This window comes from Clostridium manihotivorum (assembly GCF_004015185.1).
Taxonomy (GTDB): domain Bacteria; phylum Bacillota; class Clostridia; order Clostridiales; family Clostridiaceae; genus Clostridium_AR; species Clostridium_AR manihotivorum.
This window is the reverse complement of sequence record NZ_CP025746.1, coordinates 202485-219406: the sequence shown is the minus strand read 5'-3', so window position 1 is coordinate 219406 and position 16922 is coordinate 202485. Positions and strand designations below refer to the sequence as shown.

15 protein-coding genes, 1 tRNA gene and 1 pseudogene are annotated in these 16922 nt (G+C 29.7%); 8 read left to right on the top strand and 9 right to left on the bottom strand.

Features of this window, described 5'->3' with window-relative positions; all coding sequences use genetic code 11:
* Nucleotides 1–125 precede the first annotated feature (125 nt).
* The 6 genes from C1I91_RS00985 (at nt 126) to C1I91_RS00960 (ending at nt 6259) form a co-directional block, all read left to right on the top strand.
* Entirely contained in the window at nt 126–1385 is a 1260-nt protein-coding gene (locus C1I91_RS00985) for an Nramp family divalent metal transporter (protein WP_128210819.1), read from the top strand.
* Nucleotides 1386–1717: 332 nt separating this feature from the next.
* The gene (locus tag C1I91_RS00980) at nt 1718–2647 is read left to right on the top strand and encodes a carbohydrate ABC transporter permease (protein ID WP_128210818.1); all 930 of its coding nucleotides are present in this window, start codon (nt 1718–1720) and stop codon (nt 2645–2647) included.
* The gene (locus C1I91_RS29915; RefSeq protein ID WP_128210817.1) at nt 2647–3468 is read left to right on the top strand and encodes a carbohydrate ABC transporter permease; all 822 of its coding nucleotides are present in this window, start codon (nt 2647–2649) and stop codon (nt 3466–3468) included. The genes C1I91_RS00980 and C1I91_RS29915 overlap by 1 nt, the downstream gene beginning before the upstream one ends.
* A 143-nt stretch (nt 3469–3611) precedes the next feature.
* Nucleotides 3612–4967 (top strand): ABC transporter substrate-binding protein, encoded by a 1356-nt coding sequence (locus tag C1I91_RS00970; protein ID WP_128210816.1) that lies wholly within the window; start codon nt 3612–3614, stop codon nt 4965–4967.
* Between the two features lie 650 nt (nt 4968–5617).
* A tRNA-Arg gene (locus C1I91_RS00965) sits at nt 5618–5694 on the top strand.
* A 292-nt stretch (nt 5695–5986) separates the two neighbouring features.
* A complete protein-coding gene (locus C1I91_RS00960) occupies nt 5987–6259 on the top strand; it encodes a hypothetical protein (protein ID WP_128210815.1) in 273 nt (90 codons plus the stop codon).
* A gap of 101 nt (nt 6260–6360) precedes the next feature.
* On the opposite strand, the gene C1I91_RS00955 is transcribed toward C1I91_RS00960, so the two are convergent.
* The 3 genes from C1I91_RS00955 to C1I91_RS00945 all read right to left on the bottom strand — a co-directional run bounded on the left by C1I91_RS00955 (nt 6361) and on the right by C1I91_RS00945 (nt 9810).
* Complete coding sequence (locus C1I91_RS00955) at nt 6361–7518, bottom strand: site-specific integrase (RefSeq protein WP_128210814.1); 1158 nt, start codon at nt 7516–7518, stop codon at nt 6361–6363.
* 45 nt (nt 7519–7563) lie between these two features.
* On the bottom strand, nt 7564–7761 hold the full coding sequence (locus tag C1I91_RS00950) for a helix-turn-helix domain-containing protein (protein WP_128210813.1): 198 nt from the start codon (nt 7759–7761) through the stop codon (nt 7564–7566).
* A gap of 198 nt (nt 7762–7959) precedes the next feature.
* Nucleotides 7960–9810 (bottom strand): DNA primase family protein, encoded by a 1851-nt coding sequence (locus C1I91_RS00945; RefSeq protein ID WP_238475905.1) that lies wholly within the window; start codon nt 9808–9810, stop codon nt 7960–7962.
* Between the two features lie 587 nt (nt 9811–10397).
* Here C1I91_RS00945 and C1I91_RS00940 point away from each other — a divergent pair.
* A pseudogene (locus tag C1I91_RS00940) lies at nt 10398–11459 on the top strand (IS630 family transposase).
* Here the strand turns inward: C1I91_RS00940 and C1I91_RS00935 are convergent.
* From C1I91_RS00935 to C1I91_RS00920, 4 genes are all read right to left on the bottom strand, one after another.
* Nucleotides 11442–12485: a hypothetical protein gene (locus tag C1I91_RS00935; protein ID WP_128210812.1), complete on the bottom strand. Its 1044-nt coding sequence runs from the start codon at nt 12483–12485 to the stop codon at nt 11442–11444. The pseudogene C1I91_RS00940 and the gene C1I91_RS00935 overlap by 18 nt on opposite strands.
* 447 nt (nt 12486–12932) lie before the next feature.
* A complete protein-coding gene (locus C1I91_RS00930; protein WP_128210811.1) occupies nt 12933–13127 on the bottom strand; it encodes a helix-turn-helix domain-containing protein in 195 nt (64 codons plus the stop codon).
* 94 nt (nt 13128–13221) lie between these two features.
* Nucleotides 13222–14100 (bottom strand): hypothetical protein, encoded by an 879-nt coding sequence (locus tag C1I91_RS00925; protein ID WP_128210810.1) that lies wholly within the window; start codon nt 14098–14100, stop codon nt 13222–13224.
* Nucleotides 14101–14130: 30 nt separating this feature from the next.
* Nucleotides 14131–15084: a zinc-ribbon domain-containing protein gene (locus tag C1I91_RS00920; protein WP_164880402.1), complete on the bottom strand. Its 954-nt coding sequence runs from the start codon at nt 15082–15084 to the stop codon at nt 14131–14133.
* A 205-nt stretch (nt 15085–15289) separates the two neighbouring features.
* On the opposite strand from C1I91_RS00920, the gene C1I91_RS00915 reads away from it, so the two are divergent.
* Complete coding sequence (locus C1I91_RS00915; protein ID WP_128210809.1) at nt 15290–15619, top strand: helix-turn-helix domain-containing protein; 330 nt, start codon at nt 15290–15292, stop codon at nt 15617–15619.
* Nucleotides 15620–15783: 164 nt separating this feature from the next.
* Here C1I91_RS00915 and C1I91_RS00910 read toward each other — a convergent pair whose 3' ends face one another.
* Nucleotides 15784–16089: a DUF960 family protein gene (locus C1I91_RS00910; RefSeq protein ID WP_128210808.1), complete on the bottom strand. Its 306-nt coding sequence runs from the start codon at nt 16087–16089 to the stop codon at nt 15784–15786.
* A 23-nt stretch (nt 16090–16112) separates the two neighbouring features.
* Nucleotides 16113–16640 (bottom strand): RadC family protein, encoded by a 528-nt coding sequence (gene radC / locus C1I91_RS00905; RefSeq protein WP_338032593.1) that lies wholly within the window; start codon nt 16638–16640, stop codon nt 16113–16115.
* Between the last annotated feature and the right edge of the window lie 282 nt (nt 16641–16922).

Below are 16922 nucleotides of genomic sequence, written 5' to 3'. Positions count from 1 at the left end.
AATTGCATATAAATAAAAAGGGGTAATTTACAAATTTTATTAAAATATAGACTAATAGGATAAAGTGTGTTATTGTTTTATTAGATAATAACGATTATTATATAATAGCGTAAAGGAGGGATAGTATGAAAGTTAAAGACTTTTTCAAAAAAGAAGAGCGTAAGCCAAAGCATATGGCATTAGACTTCTTGAAATATATAGGACCAGGAATGTTAGTAACAGTTGGATTCATTGATCCAGGTAACTGGGCATCTAACATAGCTGCTGGTTCATCTTACGGATATAAGCTTTTGTGGATGGTTACTTTATCAACTATAATGCTTATAGTGCTTCAGCATAATGCAGCACACTTAGGAATAGTTACAGGTCTTTGTATATCAGAAGCTATAAACAAGCATATAAAACCTGTATTGGCAAGAGTGATAACTAGTACAGCGATTATGGCTGCTGTTGGAACTGCAATGGCAGAGATACTGGGAGCAGCAATAGCTCTTAAAATGCTATTTAATTTACCATTAAAAATCGGTGCTATATTAGCTAGCTTAGTTGTACTTTGGATGTTATTTACTAATTCATATAAGAAGCTTGAAAAAATTATAATAGGCTTCGTCTCAATAATAGGACTTGCCTTCATAGTAGAGGTATGGTTGGTAAATGTACACTGGGGAGAAGCAGTAAAGGGATGGGTAACTCCATCATTTCCATCAGGTTCTCTTCCTATAATAATGAGTGTTTTGGGCGCTGTAGTTATGCCTCATAATTTATTTTTACACTCAGAAGTAATACAAAGTAGACAGTGGAATCTTCAAGATAAAGATATAATGGAGAAACAATTAAAATATGAATTTATGGATACTTTATTCTCTATGATAGTAGGATGGGCTATAAACAGTGCAATGATTCTTGTTGCAGTATCATTCTTCGTAAATCATATGCAGGTAACTGAACTTGAACAGGCTCAGGTGTTATTAAAACCATTGTTAGGAAATGGAGCTGCAGTGATATTTGCAGTAGCCTTGCTTTTTGCAGGTATATCCTCCAGTGTAACAGCAGGTATGGCTGGAGCATCAATATTCTCAGGGTTATTTGATGAACCATATGACATACATGATAAGCATACAAAGATGGGTGTACTAGTAACAATAATTCCAGCTTTAATAATTATATTCTTCATATCTAATCCATTTAAGGGACTTGTATACTCGCAGATGTTATTAAGTGTCCAACTGCCAATAACAATATTTACACAAATATACCTAACATCTTCTAAAAAGGTAATGGGAGAATATAAGAATACTAGATGGGAAAATATTGTGCTTTGGATTATTGGTGCAATAGTAGCGGTATTAAATGTAGCTCTTCTTATAGACGGAATTATGGGATAGATCGCTAAGAATCAGATTAAGATTTATTAAAAATAATATAATGTTATTTTTATAAAAGATTGTTTGTATGAAGCAATATAGGCTTCATTTACAGGCAATCTTTTTATTTTGCTTTTAAAGTATCGTTTGGGTCAGCTTAGTAGTGATGTGAGGCTTGTATGAACTTCAGCAAAGCATCAATATACTATAAAGTTAAATTGTTATTAGTATAAGGATTTAATCAATCATAACGCTATGTTAATATATGTAAACTAACCTTAACTGTACCTCAATTAGTACTTAACATTCTTACAGTAACATTAAACCTGTAGTAATTATTAGGAGGTACGAAGATGCAACAAGCTATACAGGAGAAAACTTTAGATAAAGAGATTGTTATTCCAGTTCTTAGAGAAGTTAAAAAAGCTAAAAGGTTTTCTGTTAAGCCATATCTATATTTGCTTCCAGCTTTCATTACATTCATAACTTTTATATTTTATCCATTTTTAAAGACAATATATCTAAGCTTTACCATAACCAATCCTAGAGGAGAGGTCAAGTCCTTTGTAGGTATAGATAATTATAAAGATATCTTAACATCACCAGATTTTTTTAAAAGCGTTATAGTAACCTTAAAATTTGTTCCTATGCTTGTAATACCATCAATGGTAATTGGACTTATTTTAGCTTTGCTGGCTTATAGGAAAATAAGAGGGTCAGCGACTTATGAAGTAATGTTTTCCATGCCTATGGCAGTAGCTTCTGCCCCTGCAGCTATAGTGTGGACAATGTTATTTCACCCAAGCATAGGCCTTATAAATTATGTGTTAGGTACTAATATTGGATGGTTAACAGATGAAAAATGGGGTTTGATATCTGTTTCCATAGTTACTGTTTGGTTAAATATTGGGGTTAATTTTATATTTTTAGTTACTGGTTTAAAGGGTATACCAGAAGAATTGTTAGAGAGTTCAGATATAGATGGGGCAGGTTTCTTTAGAAAATTATTTAAGATGATAATACCATTAGTTTCACCAACCTTATTCTTTGTTTTATTCTTCAATGTGGTAAATGCTTTTCAAGCCTTTGGACAAATAAAGATATTAACCGGAGGAGGTCCAGCAGACTCCACTAATGTGCTAGTTTACTCAATATATAAAGAAGCCTTTATGAATAATCGTTTTGAAACAGCATGTGTTCAGTCCTTAGTATTATTCTTCATGATGTTAATAGTTACCTTACTTCAATTTAAGTTTGAAAAGAAGGGAGTACATTACAGCTAATGTTTAATAAAAGAAAGAGATTAACCTTATGGATAGTAAATATAATAATTGGGCTAATAATAATATTCCCAATTCTGTACGTATTGTCTCTTAGTTTTATGAATCAAGATGAGATACTATCACCTACACATAAATTAATACCATCAGCTTTAAGGTTTGATAACTATAAGCAGGTTATCGATTCTGTTCCAATCTTCCAGTTTATATTGAATAGTTTCGTTGTTTCCTTGGCGATAACAGTAGGGCAAATAATAACTTCAAGCCTAGCAGCTTATGCTTTTGTGTATTTCGAATTTCCTGGGAAAAAGTTTTTGTTTTTGGCTGTTTTATCAACCATGATGATACCTGGCGAAGCCATAATAATATCAAACTATCTTACAGTAAGCTCTTTAGAATGGCTTGATAGCTATAAGTCACTTATAATTCCGTACTTAGCTTCAGCAATGGGCATTTTTATGCTTAGGCAGTATTATCTAACCGTTCCAAAGGAATTAAAGGAATCTGCTCAGATAGATGGCTGTTCTGATTTTAAGTTTTTCCTTCAGATATTACTTCCTATATCTAAACCAACCTTGGGGGCTCTTGGAATATATACTTTCTTATCAACTTGGAATCAATATATGTGGCCACTGCTTGTGACCAATACACCTGAAAAAAGAACTGTGCAGATTGGTATAAGCATGCTTCAATTCTCAGAATCTCAATCCTATGGTCCGATTTTAGCAGGAGTTGTGATGATATTAATACCTTCAATAGTCATATTTATGATTGGACAAAAGCAGATGGTTAAGGGAATCATAGCAGGTGCGGTTAAGGGCTAATAGTAAGATTATAGAGTTCCTAACTTAAATTTTAAGTTTCAATATAGAAATTTATCAGCTAAAGACTACAACTTTAAGTTACCAAGTTTATTCGCATTAGCGATTAGTTATAAATCAGGTTTATATTTGAAAGGGGATTTAATATGAAAAAATCTATAATTGCCTCGATGCTAATAGCAGCATTAGGTGTAGGACTTTTTGCAGGCTGCTCTAAGAATGACAGTAAACAGGCTAGTGCAGACGGAAAACCAGTTGAAATAACCTTTTGGCACTCTATGGGTGGTGCTGGTGGAGATGCCATAAAGAAAATGGTTGAAGACTTCAATAAAACTCACTCAAATATTAAAGTTGCCGATCAATATCAAGGAGCTTATGATGATGCAATAAATAAGCTTAAGAGCTCTCAACAAGGTAATTCAGGTCCAGACGTAATGCAATTATATGACATAGGTACAAGATGGATGATCGACAGTGGATATGCTACTCCAGTACAAAAATTCATAGATGCAGAAAAGTATGATGTATCATCCTTAGAAAAGAACATAGTTGGCTACTACACAGTTGATAATAAGCTTAACTCAATGCCATTTAACTCATCAACACCAATACTTTATTATAATAAAACAGCTTTTAAGGAAGCAGGCTTAGATCCAGAAAAAGCTCCTAAGAATTTTGATGAATTAAAAGATATGTCCTCAAAGTTAACTAAGAAGGATTCAAGTGGTAAGATAACTAATTATGGTTTTTCTATGGCTATATATGGATGGATCTTTGAGCAATACATGTCAAAGCAAGGTAAGTTCTATGCAAACAATGAAAATGGAAGAAAAGATAAAGCTACAGCTGTAGACTTTGATAGCAATGGTGCTGGATTAAAGTTCGTTAAGATGTGGAAAGACTTATACGACCAAGGACTTTTAGGTAACTACGGAAGAAAGACAGACGATACTCAAAATGCCTTTGTAGGCGGTAAAGCTTTCATGTATATAGACTCTACAGCATCATTAAGCGGAGTACTTAAAGGTGTTAATGGAAAGTTTGAAGTAGGAACAGCAGCACTTCCAAACCTATCCGACGATGACAAGGGTGGCGTTTCTATAGGTGGTGGTTCTTTATGGATAATGGACAAGAAGGATAAGAAGGATGACAAGCAAAAAGCTGCTTGGGAATTCGTTAAGTTCATGGTATCACCAGAAGAACAAGTTTTCTGGAACAAGAGTACTGGATACTTCCCAGTAACAACAAAGGCTTATGATATTCAAGATATGAAGGATAACTTAACTAAATATCCTCAGTTTAAGACCGCTATAGATCAGCTACATGCATCACCACTTGAAGCAAGAGGAGCATTACTTGCAGTATTCCCAGAAGCTAGACAAACTGTTGAAACAAATATAGAAAGCATGCTTCAAGGAAAAGAAACTCCAGAGCAAGTTATAGACAATGCTGCGAAGGCAATAAATACTTCAATAGATAAATATAACAAATCAAACAAGTAAGCCATTAATATACACCAATATGTCATTACAACCACTAGAGTAGGAGCTTATACTAGAACAGCTTTTGCTCTAGAATGACATAAAAGTATTAATGATATATAGAAAACCCGCATTATAACTATATATTTATATGAATATATGATTATATAAATATAAGAATTTATAATTAAAAAGATAGTTATATAATCTTAGGATTATTTAATTATACTGCTACTCAGAATACCTGATATTTGCAATATGGTTCCTTTTTTAGATTATCTTATGTTGGGAGAATTAATAGTTCTATGATTATTGATTCTCTTATTTTTGTTTTTGATAGCAGGCTATGAGGGATAATAACATTATGTAGTGTAATTAACGTTTCTTGCTATAAAGTCATATTTCACACGTATTCTATAAATACAGGAAAGTAAGCTCTTAATTAAGGCTAATGAATAAAAAGCATACTTAGGAACTAGAATCAAATCGATATGAAAGGGTGTTATAGTATAATTATATAAGGTTAATAATATAGAAGAAATATAATGAAGTTCTCCATGTAGACATAGTAATTACAACGATTATAATGATTTTATACATACATGAAATTAGGTTTCTATTGATTTATGTAATCCTTTGTGATAAAATTATTTCGTTGTATAAATGAATATGCGGTGGTAGCTCAGTTGGATAGAGTAGCTGGCTACGAACCAGTTGGTCGAGGGTTCAAATCCTTTCCGCCGCACCAACAAACCTAGGAATATCAATGATTCCTAGGTTTTTTTATTCGTATAATATCAACTATATCAATTAAAATAACACAATTATAACACAACCACGTCAATAACATTAAATTTATGCATATATCTATGATAATAAAAATATTAATTTGAAGCATATTTTAGTATATAAAAATATGCAGAAGTTTTTTATAAATAAAAGAGGTATCTTTGTATGAGAAATACTAGTGTAGTCAAGAATTCGTATATAGACATATAGATGAATGATAGTGTCTAAAATATTTGTATAGGAGGTATATTATGTTTTTTCTTATACCAATTTTTGCGACAGTTGCTACAACAGCGGCAGCTGCTACGTCAGCAGTAGTTTCAACAATTCCTGTAGTAGGAACCATTGTAGCTACAGGGACTACAAGCTTGGGAACTATTGTAGCAGGAACTGTTGCTTCTGCAGCGACCGAGGCTGGGTTAACAGCTGCTACTTCTTTAGGAGTAGGAACAATTGCTGGGGGAAGTACCACCACCGCGGCTAATGCAACTGTAATTAAGGCTATTTCTGATATGGTTAAATAATATTTCTTGAAAAGATCTATATGCTAGTAATTTAGGTGCAAAAAAGAATTCTCAGTTCTGGGAATTCTTTTTTATATTTTATAACAATAGTTTATAGCTAACTAAAGTACATCATTAAGTAATTCAACAGCTTTAATTTTTTCATCTAAATGTACATGAGTATATATATTTGCAGTTATCTCTAATTTACTGTGTCCCAATAATTTCTGAACTGTTTTTAATGAAACTCCTCTTTCAAATAATCTTGTGGCATAGGTATGCCTTAGAGAATGAAATTTTTTATCAGATATATTAGCATTATTCAATATCCTATGAAAACTTCTAGATAAATTTCTACCGTCAATAGGATGACCTAATTCAGTTGCAAATACTAAGTCATTGTCATTGTATGCATCTCCAGCTTTCAGTTTTTCTTCTAATTGCCTTCTTTTATGATGATTTAGTTCGGAAATCATAGATGAAGGAAAAGGTACTGTTCTAGCGCTATTTTTAGTCTTAGGGGGTTGCTCTATGATTTCTGTTTTATTACCGCTAGTTGAATTAATTTTTGCAACTCTTTTAAGGGTTCTAGAGATCTTAATATTATTATTGATAAAATCTATATCACACCATCTAAGTGCAATGATTTCACCAAGACGTAGGCCTGTGCTTAAATCGAGTTTAAAAAGAGTGCGAAGTCTATGCTTACTATTATCTAGGTAGCTTAAAAAGGAATGTTGTTCTATTAATGAAAATGCTTGCACCTCTTCTTTTTCCTCAACTTTAGGCGTTTTTACGCCTGTGCATGGATTTATAATAATATATTGTTCTCTGCAGGCTTGATTAATACCTGATTTAAGCAGTTTATGCAGTGTTTTAACTATATTAGCACTTTTGTTTTTTGCTAAAGTGTTATAATAAGCCTGTACATGCGAAGATTTCAGATCTTTTAATTTGATAACTCCTATCTCTGAGTTTTTAATATAATTTCTATATATTCCATTGTATCGCTCTATCGTGGCTGGTCTACTGTCGTTTACTTTAAAATTAGTTAGCCAAAAATTCATCCATTCTTGAAGAGTTATTTTTTCATCTTTTGAAATTAATCCAAAAGTTGATTTACTTTTATAATCATTCATCTTGCTTATAACTTCAGATTTAGTTCTACCGTAAAATTGCTTTCTTTTTAGTTTTCCAGTATCGTCTCTTCCAATTGTTATTGTAGCTCTCCAGCCATTTTTATATTTATTAATTGAGCCTTCACCATTTGACTTCTTCATATTAGTTTACCTCCAATAATTTAATAACTATGGTAGAAAAGTGTTTTAAAAACACTTTCCTGCTTGATTAAACATCCAGTCATCCACCTTAGACCTTATAATTACATACTTTTTACCGCATCGAATTACAGGAAAATTAGTGGAATTAATTAATTCATATGCTTTATTTAATCCAATACCATATTCGGTAGAAAACTCCTTAACAGACATGGTTTTTTTAATATTTAAATCATTGTAATTCATAAATAAAACCTCCAAATATATTCTTCAATTTAATAGTATATAATTGTAATTAAGAATAATTACTTCAATTTTTAAAGTGATAAGATTCCAAATATAAATGGAACAAGTTCCATTTATAAGTTTTATTGTTAAGCTCAAATACTAGAGATGTGCTTGGTTTTGAATGATTTGTTCCAAAGTTCCATAGTTAAGAGCAACTTAATTTTCTAGGAGCTTTAAGCCTTCAAACCCATATTTATTCCCTTCAAATCTATTTAAACGCCTATATTGCAATTTGTATTTATCTTGTAGGATGGTCTTTAGATATTTTTTATCTTTGTTTGAAGGTATATCTATAAGATTATCATTACAATAATTTACAAGAGCTTCAAATAATTTATCAAAATGAACATAGCTATCTTTATCTAGTAAGCATTTATCATTAATAAACGATAAAATTGAATTACTATTTTGAACATAGTTATTTAAAATGTTTGATGATAGATAACACTCGGAAAATTTATATCCATTAGTAATGTAACGAATTAACCCATCTATAGCCCAAGAAAAGATAATGTCTTTTTCTAAAAGTAGTTTATGTACTAAATCTTTATCTTGGTTAGCCTCTGGTACGCTATAATTAAAAGGAATAATTATCAATCTATTGAAAAATGCTAAATTATTCTTATATGAAGATGTTTTTATCTCAGGAAGATTGTTTGTGGCAAAGAGCAATTTGCATTTATTATAGAACGAAAAAGGATTTTTAAATAATTTTCTAGCTGAAACTTTATCAGTTTCACTTACTAAAGCTTTAAATGTGCCAGTATCAACTATTTCTTTATCAGGAAGTTCGCTAAATATATTTATTAACTTTCCGTATAATTCAGCAACATACTTCTCATCTGATAAATTTTGAAGTGGAATATTTGATACATTATTTTCTCCACATATACTCGATATAACTTTAAGAAGGACGCTTTTTCCTGAGTTCGACTCACCAAATAATAAAAATGCTTTTTTAGCATTATTAAAATTTGAAAAAACATACCCTAGGACTTCTTGTATTAAAAATATTAATTCATTATTACCTCCTGTTATAGTTAAAATAAATCTTTCAAAAACTGTATTTTTAAGTGTGTAGTTAGGGTTATAACTAGCTTGTACACAATTAATAAAACAATATGAATTAGAGTGCTCTAATACATAAGGATGATGAGAGCTAAAAGCACTATTAAGATCCAAAACCCCGTTAATACAATTTATTAGATACTTTGTATCCATTAAGTTTTCAGTTCTTAATTGAATATTAGGATCTAATCTTATTGCAGCGTATATTTTTTTCAAATCAGAGGGTTCAAGAATATTTCTTATATTAGATGGAATAAATCTATTTATTTCAATAAGAATATCATCAATTGAAAGTGATTGATAATAACCATAATGGCAATTATATAATCTTAACTGTTCCATATTAATAAACGGTATTCTTGTCATAATGAGAATTTTTACATTTTCAACATTAATTCTTGGGTCTTTTGAATGTCTAAAAAAGTCAAGCTTATTAATACTACTGTTTACATTTGGATTTAAAATTTTATTTAATTCAGCAGCTTGAATTTGTTTCAATGCATCAGAAGTTATAACTTTTTCCTCACAGTTTTGCATTGGTTCTATTTTAGATGATAAATCTGAATTTATTTTATTGGTTTGATTGAAATTGTTAATTTCTTTGGGTGCGGTAGCATGAATGATCTTGCCCGTACTGTCGGGCATGGTCATAAAAGAACTTCTTTGCGAATTGTTATATATCTTTTCAAGATCTTGTAACTTCTTTTTGCAAGCATTAATCATTTTTTCTGAAAGCTCAGAACCATCATCATTAATAATAAGGTCATCTAATTTCATCTTGTGAAATTCATATGGATTTATATCGGTTTGACTAATGGCTTTACTCATTGATTTATTTTCTTCAAATCTAGTATCTGAAGATATGTTAGAGTTAGAACTATAAATTGTTGTTTTTAAACTATCTATTTGTTTGGAAATACCGAATGAATTAGTGGTCATATATACTCCTCCTAGCCTAATGAAAAATTTAATCTTATAATCTAAGTAGCCTTGTTTAATTAAGATTTTATAATAACAAAATAAGCTAGTCTTTACTTGGAAGAGATACAAGTGATAATTGCGAAAACAAAAACTCCCATTAATTAATATTAATGGGAGAAAAACGATAGATGTATTATTTATTGTTGTCGCTATGACTATATTCTTTTTTTAATGTTAATAGTAAGGTTTGTCCTAATAATAAATCTAAGTTGTGACGTATTTGTTTCCCAGACATAGAGGAATTAGGAGAAGTTAGTTGAATAAGAAGGTTTTGCTTATCTTCACAATCTTTTATTTTAAGGTTGTATATTTCATTGGCATATCTATTAATATCATTATTTAATGAATCTTTATGGCAGTTAGAAAGCTTTTGAATATATCTAGTAACATTTCTACCATCAATAACGTAATTTGATGATCCATATATATATATGTTGCAAGATGAAAATTTCGATATGATATTTAGGTAAGAACATCCATTAATATAAGATAACTAAAATATCCAAACTAGAATATAAAATAAAAATTATAGCGAGGTTTTAAATATGGATATTTTGATTCTTAATAAGATTGCTGGGCATGAAGATGATATAAACGAGTTAAAATCAGCTTTAAAAAAGACTAAAAACACAAGGTTATATAAAAGATATTCTGTTTTACTTAAGCATTTTGATGGATTTACAAATAGAAAAATAGCTGAAATGGAGAATCTAGAAGAACATACTGTTTCTACATATATAAAAAATTATAAATCAAAAGGAATAGATGGATTAAATATTGGCCACGGCGGCGGAGCGCAAAGAAAATCAATTCACTTCAAGAGAAGCTCATTGTAGAAACTATAACTACAAAAACTCCAGAAGATGTAGGCTTCGAATCTAAAATGAATTGGACTATTGAATTAGTGAGGCAATGGGTTATTAAAGAATTTAATATAAATATGTCACATAGAGGAATAGCATATGTACTTCATAGATTAAATTTAAGTTATACTAGACCTACTTACGTCTTAGCGAAAGCTGATAAAGAAAAGCAAGAAATTTTTAAAAGTGACTTTAAAGCTTTAAAAAAAATGCCTCAATGGCTTAGTTGATACCATCTTATTTGAAGATGAATCAATGATTAGAGATTATCAAGCAATTCAAAAGAGCTGGTTTATAAGAGGACAACAAAGGAAAATTCCTACGTTCGGTAAAAATGCAGGTGTTAAACTTATGGGAATATTGGATTACGAGACTGGTAACGTATATTGCGAGGAACATGAAAGATATGACGCTAAGATATTTAATGACTTTTTAGAAAACGTACTTAAGCAGTATCCAAAAGGAAAAATTGTTGTGGTATTAGACAATGCTAAGATTCATCATGCAAAGCTGATTCAGCCATTTCTTAATAGAGTTAAAGATAGGCTTGAATTGATGTTTTTACCACCGTATAGTCCAGAAATGAATCTTATAGAGGGGTTATGGGGATGGCTAAAGGCATCTGTTATTAACAATGTCTTTTATAAATCTCTGCCACAAGTTAGAACTGCAATTCAAAAGTTTATAAGTAACATAAATAAGGTTCCTACTCAAACAATAGACAGGCTATGTGTTAGATTGTAGAAACCAATTTGCAATATATATATTAAAATTTAATAAACCTTCATGGAGTTTTGATTTTACAAATCTAATATAATCATCTTTTAAACTGATTATGGATGAAGGTTTTAAGGCATCCTCAATATTTTCAACTGTTTTTTCTATGTTTTCATAATGTGACTCTAATTTTTGTAAACCCTTTGGTGGGATATAAGTTCTATTAAGAAATTCAGTATAACGACTTCTTATTTCATCTGTATTATCATTGGTAGCCTTAGTTTCATTTTTAAGTATATTATCCAAAAGATCTTTAGGTATATTGCTATTAAATGAGTTATCATTTCTGTAAAATTTCTTAAATCCTCTTTCTAATATAAGATCAATTGAGTATCCAGCGTTGCTTTCTAAGTTAATTTCGTTAGATGCGCTTATGTTAAGAATAGGTATATCTGAATTGTTTTTATAATTTTCAAGTTCGTTATAGTGCGTAAAGTATTGGTCAATCCACTGATCAATAGATTTAATTAAATCTATCATTATATTACCAGAACTTGAATTACTAAATAGAGTTATAGTAGCAAATAGAAGTGTTAAACGATCTAATAATAAAGGAGCATATTTAGATAGAGCATAGTTAAATTTGAAATTCTCATCATTTTTTATAAAGAATTTTAAATAGTCAGGAAGATTTTCTATATCTTTAATTATCGTATTATTATAATCAATTATATTAGTTGCTGTTACTTTATCTAAAGAATCCCTTCCGTCATATAGGGGGTTTTGGGTGAAATCTTTGAGCATTATACAAAATAAATCTGCAATATCGTATTGAATCTCATACTCTGCTTCCTGGATATTATCTCGTTTCAAGTTAGCTTTATCAATATTATATTGATTAATCATATTATCTAAACGCTCTTTAAAGCTATTTGAGGTTATGGTTTGACTTTTGTATTTTTTAACATATTCACTTCTTGAATAATTAATCTTTACTTTCTTTCTCCAATTAATTTTATTTTCTTTGGTTGATAATTTGTTTTCATTAGTCATTTGATTTTAATCCTCCCTAATTAATCTAAAACTTGTATATTATTACTTTATAACAAGTTATTTAAAGCTTCAATAGATAAATCAATTACATAATATATCTAATTCATATATACAGAGCATTATAATGATAATTAATAATTTTTTGAAGATTTATGAAGTATGTTAAAAGAAGGGATAGGGGTTAAGGGGAAAGGGAGAGAATGAAAAAATCCACAGGATTTTTGAATTCCAATTTCCCTTTCCCCTTAAAAAAAGTAGAGGCTGTCGCCTCTACTTAATACATATTAAATATTAATTATATGTTATCACATAAAAAAATAACTAATGCATTTTAAACAATATTAATCATAATAATTGAATGATAAAACCTATTAATTTCATGTAATGTTATATAAATATTGAAGAATGAAATAATTTAATATTTAAAAAGATAGCAGCAGTAAGCTACTATCTTTTTAGTCCACTATTAAATAATATATATTCCTCTAATGCTAATTTGGGTATTTTCCAAACACGTCCATGGCATGGTTTGAAAGCCTTTATTTCCCCAGAGTTTAATAACTCATAAGCTGTATTCTTACCAATTGACAACACTTCACAAAGCTCGTCTACATTTAATAAGTCATCATATTGATTAAACATAAATATCAACCACCTTTAAAGATTATATTTATATTTATGTTGGTTAGATATATGTATAAATACTCAATAAAAGTAATGATAATAAAAGATTGCTCTATTTCTTATGGAGCTCAAAAAAAGATCCCCCGCCATACAGTATTAGAGTATCATTATCTTTTATATAAAAGGTACATGAGCATGTATTATTTGAATTAAGTACAGTTATTTCAGTAATGGAGGTTCCTTTTACACCTAATTTATCAAATGGAATATTATAATTTATTTGAAAATCTTTATTAGAAATTACTGAACTTTTATATATGGGATTTCGAATAGTATCATTCATATCGCTAATATCATCGCCAAAGGAACTAGATTGATCTTTTGAAAAAATCAAAGTATTACCAATTATTTTATTAATATCATCATCACTATATGACCCTACTGCAGAATTAGTAACTAATTTACTAATAACCCACTGGCCATAAAAGCCTTCTTTAGTATCATTGGTGTTGTTAGTTTTATTAGAATTCTCATTTGCAGTGGTAGTTGTCTTTTGTGATGTTGATTCCTCAAACACTTTGCTTAATAGTGCAGCTGTTATCAATTGACTTTGTGGAACATCATTAAATGATAAAGCTCCTGCCTCAAATGTTCCAGACTTTACATCTAAGATAAATTGCATTCTTGCTTTAACTTCAACATTTTGATATGTACAATTACCAGTAAATTCAACAATATCTTTCCCATCATCAGACTTAAAGTATTTCCATGTTGGTGAAGCGAAAAACTTTTCAAAAGATGTACCATAAGGTGATTTTGGATAATCTGTAGGATGCCCGTTTTTAACCATAAGAACATTTTTGTTTTCCTTGTCTGATATGTTTTGTATTTTATCAGATGCATCTTTTTTTATGGTATTTAGCCCATTGTTTGAGCAACCAGAAATATTAAATAATAATAATGCAATAATTAAGAATAGTATCTTCTTCATATTGAAAACCCCCATTTGTTTTAAGAAATATTAATTGTATCTATAGTAAATATTGTTGTGATTTGGATCTCTGTCTCCATAGTTATCTAGTGTGTAAATTTCCATTCTTTGGCCATCTTCATAAAATTCAATAAAATACTGTAGATCATGATATTCTTGATCTGTTTTGTTCCAAACATGATAGATTATAGTATTGCTATTTGAAATACTATATTTTGTCCTAAAAGCCCCATTTCCTTCATCTTTGACTCCATCTGAAAATTTATTAATGAATGCAGAAATGTTAGGTTCATTCATACTCTGCTCAAGCACCCAATTACCTTCTATTAAAGATTCAACTTTCTCTTTTGTAACTTCCATAGGTTTTTCCTTGCCAGCGGTTAAATCAGTTATAACAATTGAGTTAACAGGGCTATGAAAGTCATTACAGATATATTCAATTGAAGTTGTATTGTCATTAAGTCTATATTCCATTATAAAACCATTATTATTTAATTCTTTAGTTGGATTACCAAGTTTATTTTTTACATCCTTAACTGATGTACCAACTGGAATGCCATTGGCATTCTGGCCTGAGCTTTTTATTTCAATAGAAGAAACTTTATTTTTATCTATAGTGAAATAAAAGGTTTTATAATCATATAATTCACCACTTTGAGCTCCGTCAATCTTACTTGGAGTTCCGAAGCTCTTCTTTATGTCGTCTTTACTCTTTCCTATGTAGCTTAATAAGTCAATTCCACTTTTTATATTATCCTTTGTTTCATTTGATGAATTAGAAGAAGGTGATTTAGATGTTTCTAAAGTATTCTTACCATTATCTTTACCTGTAGGAATAAGCATAACAATTATTATTAAAGCTATAATTGCAAAGATTATATAGCGTAGTTTTCTCCTCTTCAATTTTGAACCACAATGAGGACAAATTTTTACTGAATTACTTATTTCCTCTCCGCACATCTTACATATTTTTAATTTGCTCATAAAATACATCTCCTTATATATTTTGTTGTTTTAAGTTTTTTTGAAACCTATTTGGTAGTCACAATACTACAAAATAACTCACAATACTGTAATTATATGTATAAGTATATCGAAAACAATGCTTATAGTAAATGTTAATAACGCTAACAGCGTGTTAAAATGCAACCTTTTTACTTATAAAGTATAGGTTGAGGGGTGAGTTTTAATGGATTATATAAAGTTAGGTCAAAGAATCAAGGAAGAAAGACTAAAGTCAAGATTAACTCAAGAGCAACTAGCTGAAAGTATAGATATTTCAAATTCATATATCGGGCAAATTGAAAGAGGTGAAAGAAATTTATCTCTTGATACCTTAATTAGACTAGCAAATAGGTTAGGTGTCACTATTGACTATTTATTGCAAGATTATATAAGTGTAAATGATGATAATTTTATTGATCAGATTAACCAGATTATTAATGGAAGAGATTCTAGACAGAAGAGAATGGCTTTAGATTTGCTAAAAGTAATGTTTTCTCATATTGATGATTTATAGTGTGTAGATTCAAGGAAATTAAGTTTGTCTATGATCCTTTATATGTTCCGAATCTCTCGCGAGGATTACCTATCAGAATAGGTATCCCATATATAATATATAATTAAAGATTTGTATAAAACCAACATGATTAATTGATTATTATTTAATAGAATTAAGAGTGCTTAATACTCTTCAGATAACATCATAGTTGAATATTCTCCACTGTCTATAACAAATATTTTTGCATTTATGACGTTGATGGAATTCAATTTATATTTCCTTTTATGTTCAGGAATTTCTTGCCTATGTTCAATAATTTGAATATGTTGTTCATTATACTTTGGTTTAGTAAGTGTAAATACTTGAAGATAGTCTAATTGAATATCTTTATTTTTTAACGAATTTATAGAATTCCACATAAAGAGTTGTAATTCTAAAGGTATACTTTCTTGTATACCCTTAGTTATATATTTATCATTATTAAACATGAATTAAGCTCCTTTCTACTTTTCTAAATAACTCCTCTTTCTTTTAAACTCACATGATTACTAAATCCAATAATTACATGATCAAGAACATCTATACCTATAATCTTTCCAGCTTCTTTTAGTCTAGTTGTAATGTTAATATCCTCTGATGAGGGGGATGGGTCACCGCTTGGATGATTATGAGCTATTATAACAGAAGCAGCATTTCCTAATATGGCAGCCTTAAAAACTTCTCGTGGATGCACTAGAGAGCTATTTAAAGTACCTATACTAGCAATATTAATTAGAGTAGGTTGATTTTTACTATCTAAACAACATACTACTAGCATCTCTCTATCTGAGTCTTGTAAGAACGGACTTAGCAAGTCAGCGGCATCATCAGGAGAGTTTATATTTCTGTTTGAATATAATAAGCTACCTTCCTTAACCATTTTTATTGAGATGATATTTACTCTCTTTGATGAAGCTCCTTTTTCTTGTGGATTCACATTTAAATCCATAATAGTTTCATTTTTATTCATTTTACTTATACAGTATAGTTTGTTGGACATTTTTTGCTCCTTTCAAATTTAAGTTGTATTTCTACAAGTAAATTACTTTATTCATAGAGATAATATATGTTTGAAAAAAACATAAATTTCAAATTTACTGGTAGAATTAGCGAGAGTAATATAAAGTGTTGAAAGATATATTTTCAATTTTAGTAAAATGATGTTAGTAAATCCTTGAGTTATAGTAGAGACATAATCTTAAATATGCTATACTTTAATGGTTATAACTGACCAAGTTATGTTACAAATAGTATAAGATTTCGTATCTAAATCTTATAAATT

Excerpts from the sequence above, each read along its gene's own strand:
- C1I91_RS00985 (WP_128210819.1), top strand. The coding sequence starts at position 126 with ATGAAAGTTAAAGACTTTTTCAAAAAAGAAGAGCGTAAGCCAAAGCAT.
- C1I91_RS00980 (WP_128210818.1), top strand. The coding sequence starts at position 1,718 with ATGCAACAAGCTATACAGGAGAAAACTTTAGATAAAGAGATTGTTATT.
- C1I91_RS29915 (WP_128210817.1), top strand. The coding sequence starts at position 2,647 with ATGTTTAATAAAAGAAAGAGATTAACCTTATGGATAGTAAATATAATA.
- C1I91_RS00970 (WP_128210816.1), top strand. The coding sequence starts at position 3,612 with ATGAAAAAATCTATAATTGCCTCGATGCTAATAGCAGCATTAGGTGTA.
- C1I91_RS00960 (WP_128210815.1), top strand. The coding sequence starts at position 5,987 with ATGTTTTTTCTTATACCAATTTTTGCGACAGTTGCTACAACAGCGGCA.
- C1I91_RS00955 (WP_128210814.1), bottom strand. The coding sequence starts at position 7,518 with ATGAAGAAGTCAAATGGTGAAGGCTCAATTAATAAATATAAAAATGGC.
- C1I91_RS00950 (WP_128210813.1), bottom strand. The coding sequence starts at position 7,761 with ATGAATTACAATGATTTAAATATTAAAAAAACCATGTCTGTTAAGGAG.
- C1I91_RS00945 (WP_238475905.1), bottom strand. The coding sequence starts at position 9,810 with ATGACCACTAATTCATTCGGTATTTCCAAACAAATAGATAGTTTAAAA.
- C1I91_RS00935 (WP_128210812.1), bottom strand. The coding sequence starts at position 12,485 with ATGACTAATGAAAACAAATTATCAACCAAAGAAAATAAAATTAATTGG.
- C1I91_RS00930 (WP_128210811.1), bottom strand. The coding sequence starts at position 13,127 with ATGTTTAATCAATATGATGACTTATTAAATGTAGACGAGCTTTGTGAA.
- C1I91_RS00925 (WP_128210810.1), bottom strand. The coding sequence starts at position 14,100 with ATGAAGAAGATACTATTCTTAATTATTGCATTATTATTATTTAATATT.
- C1I91_RS00920 (WP_164880402.1), bottom strand. The coding sequence starts at position 15,084 with ATGAGCAAATTAAAAATATGTAAGATGTGCGGAGAGGAAATAAGTAAT.
- C1I91_RS00915 (WP_128210809.1), top strand. The coding sequence starts at position 15,290 with ATGGATTATATAAAGTTAGGTCAAAGAATCAAGGAAGAAAGACTAAAG.
- C1I91_RS00910 (WP_128210808.1), bottom strand. The coding sequence starts at position 16,089 with ATGTTTAATAATGATAAATATATAACTAAGGGTATACAAGAAAGTATA.
- radC (WP_338032593.1), bottom strand. The coding sequence starts at position 16,640 with ATGTCCAACAAACTATACTGTATAAGTAAAATGAATAAAAATGAAACT.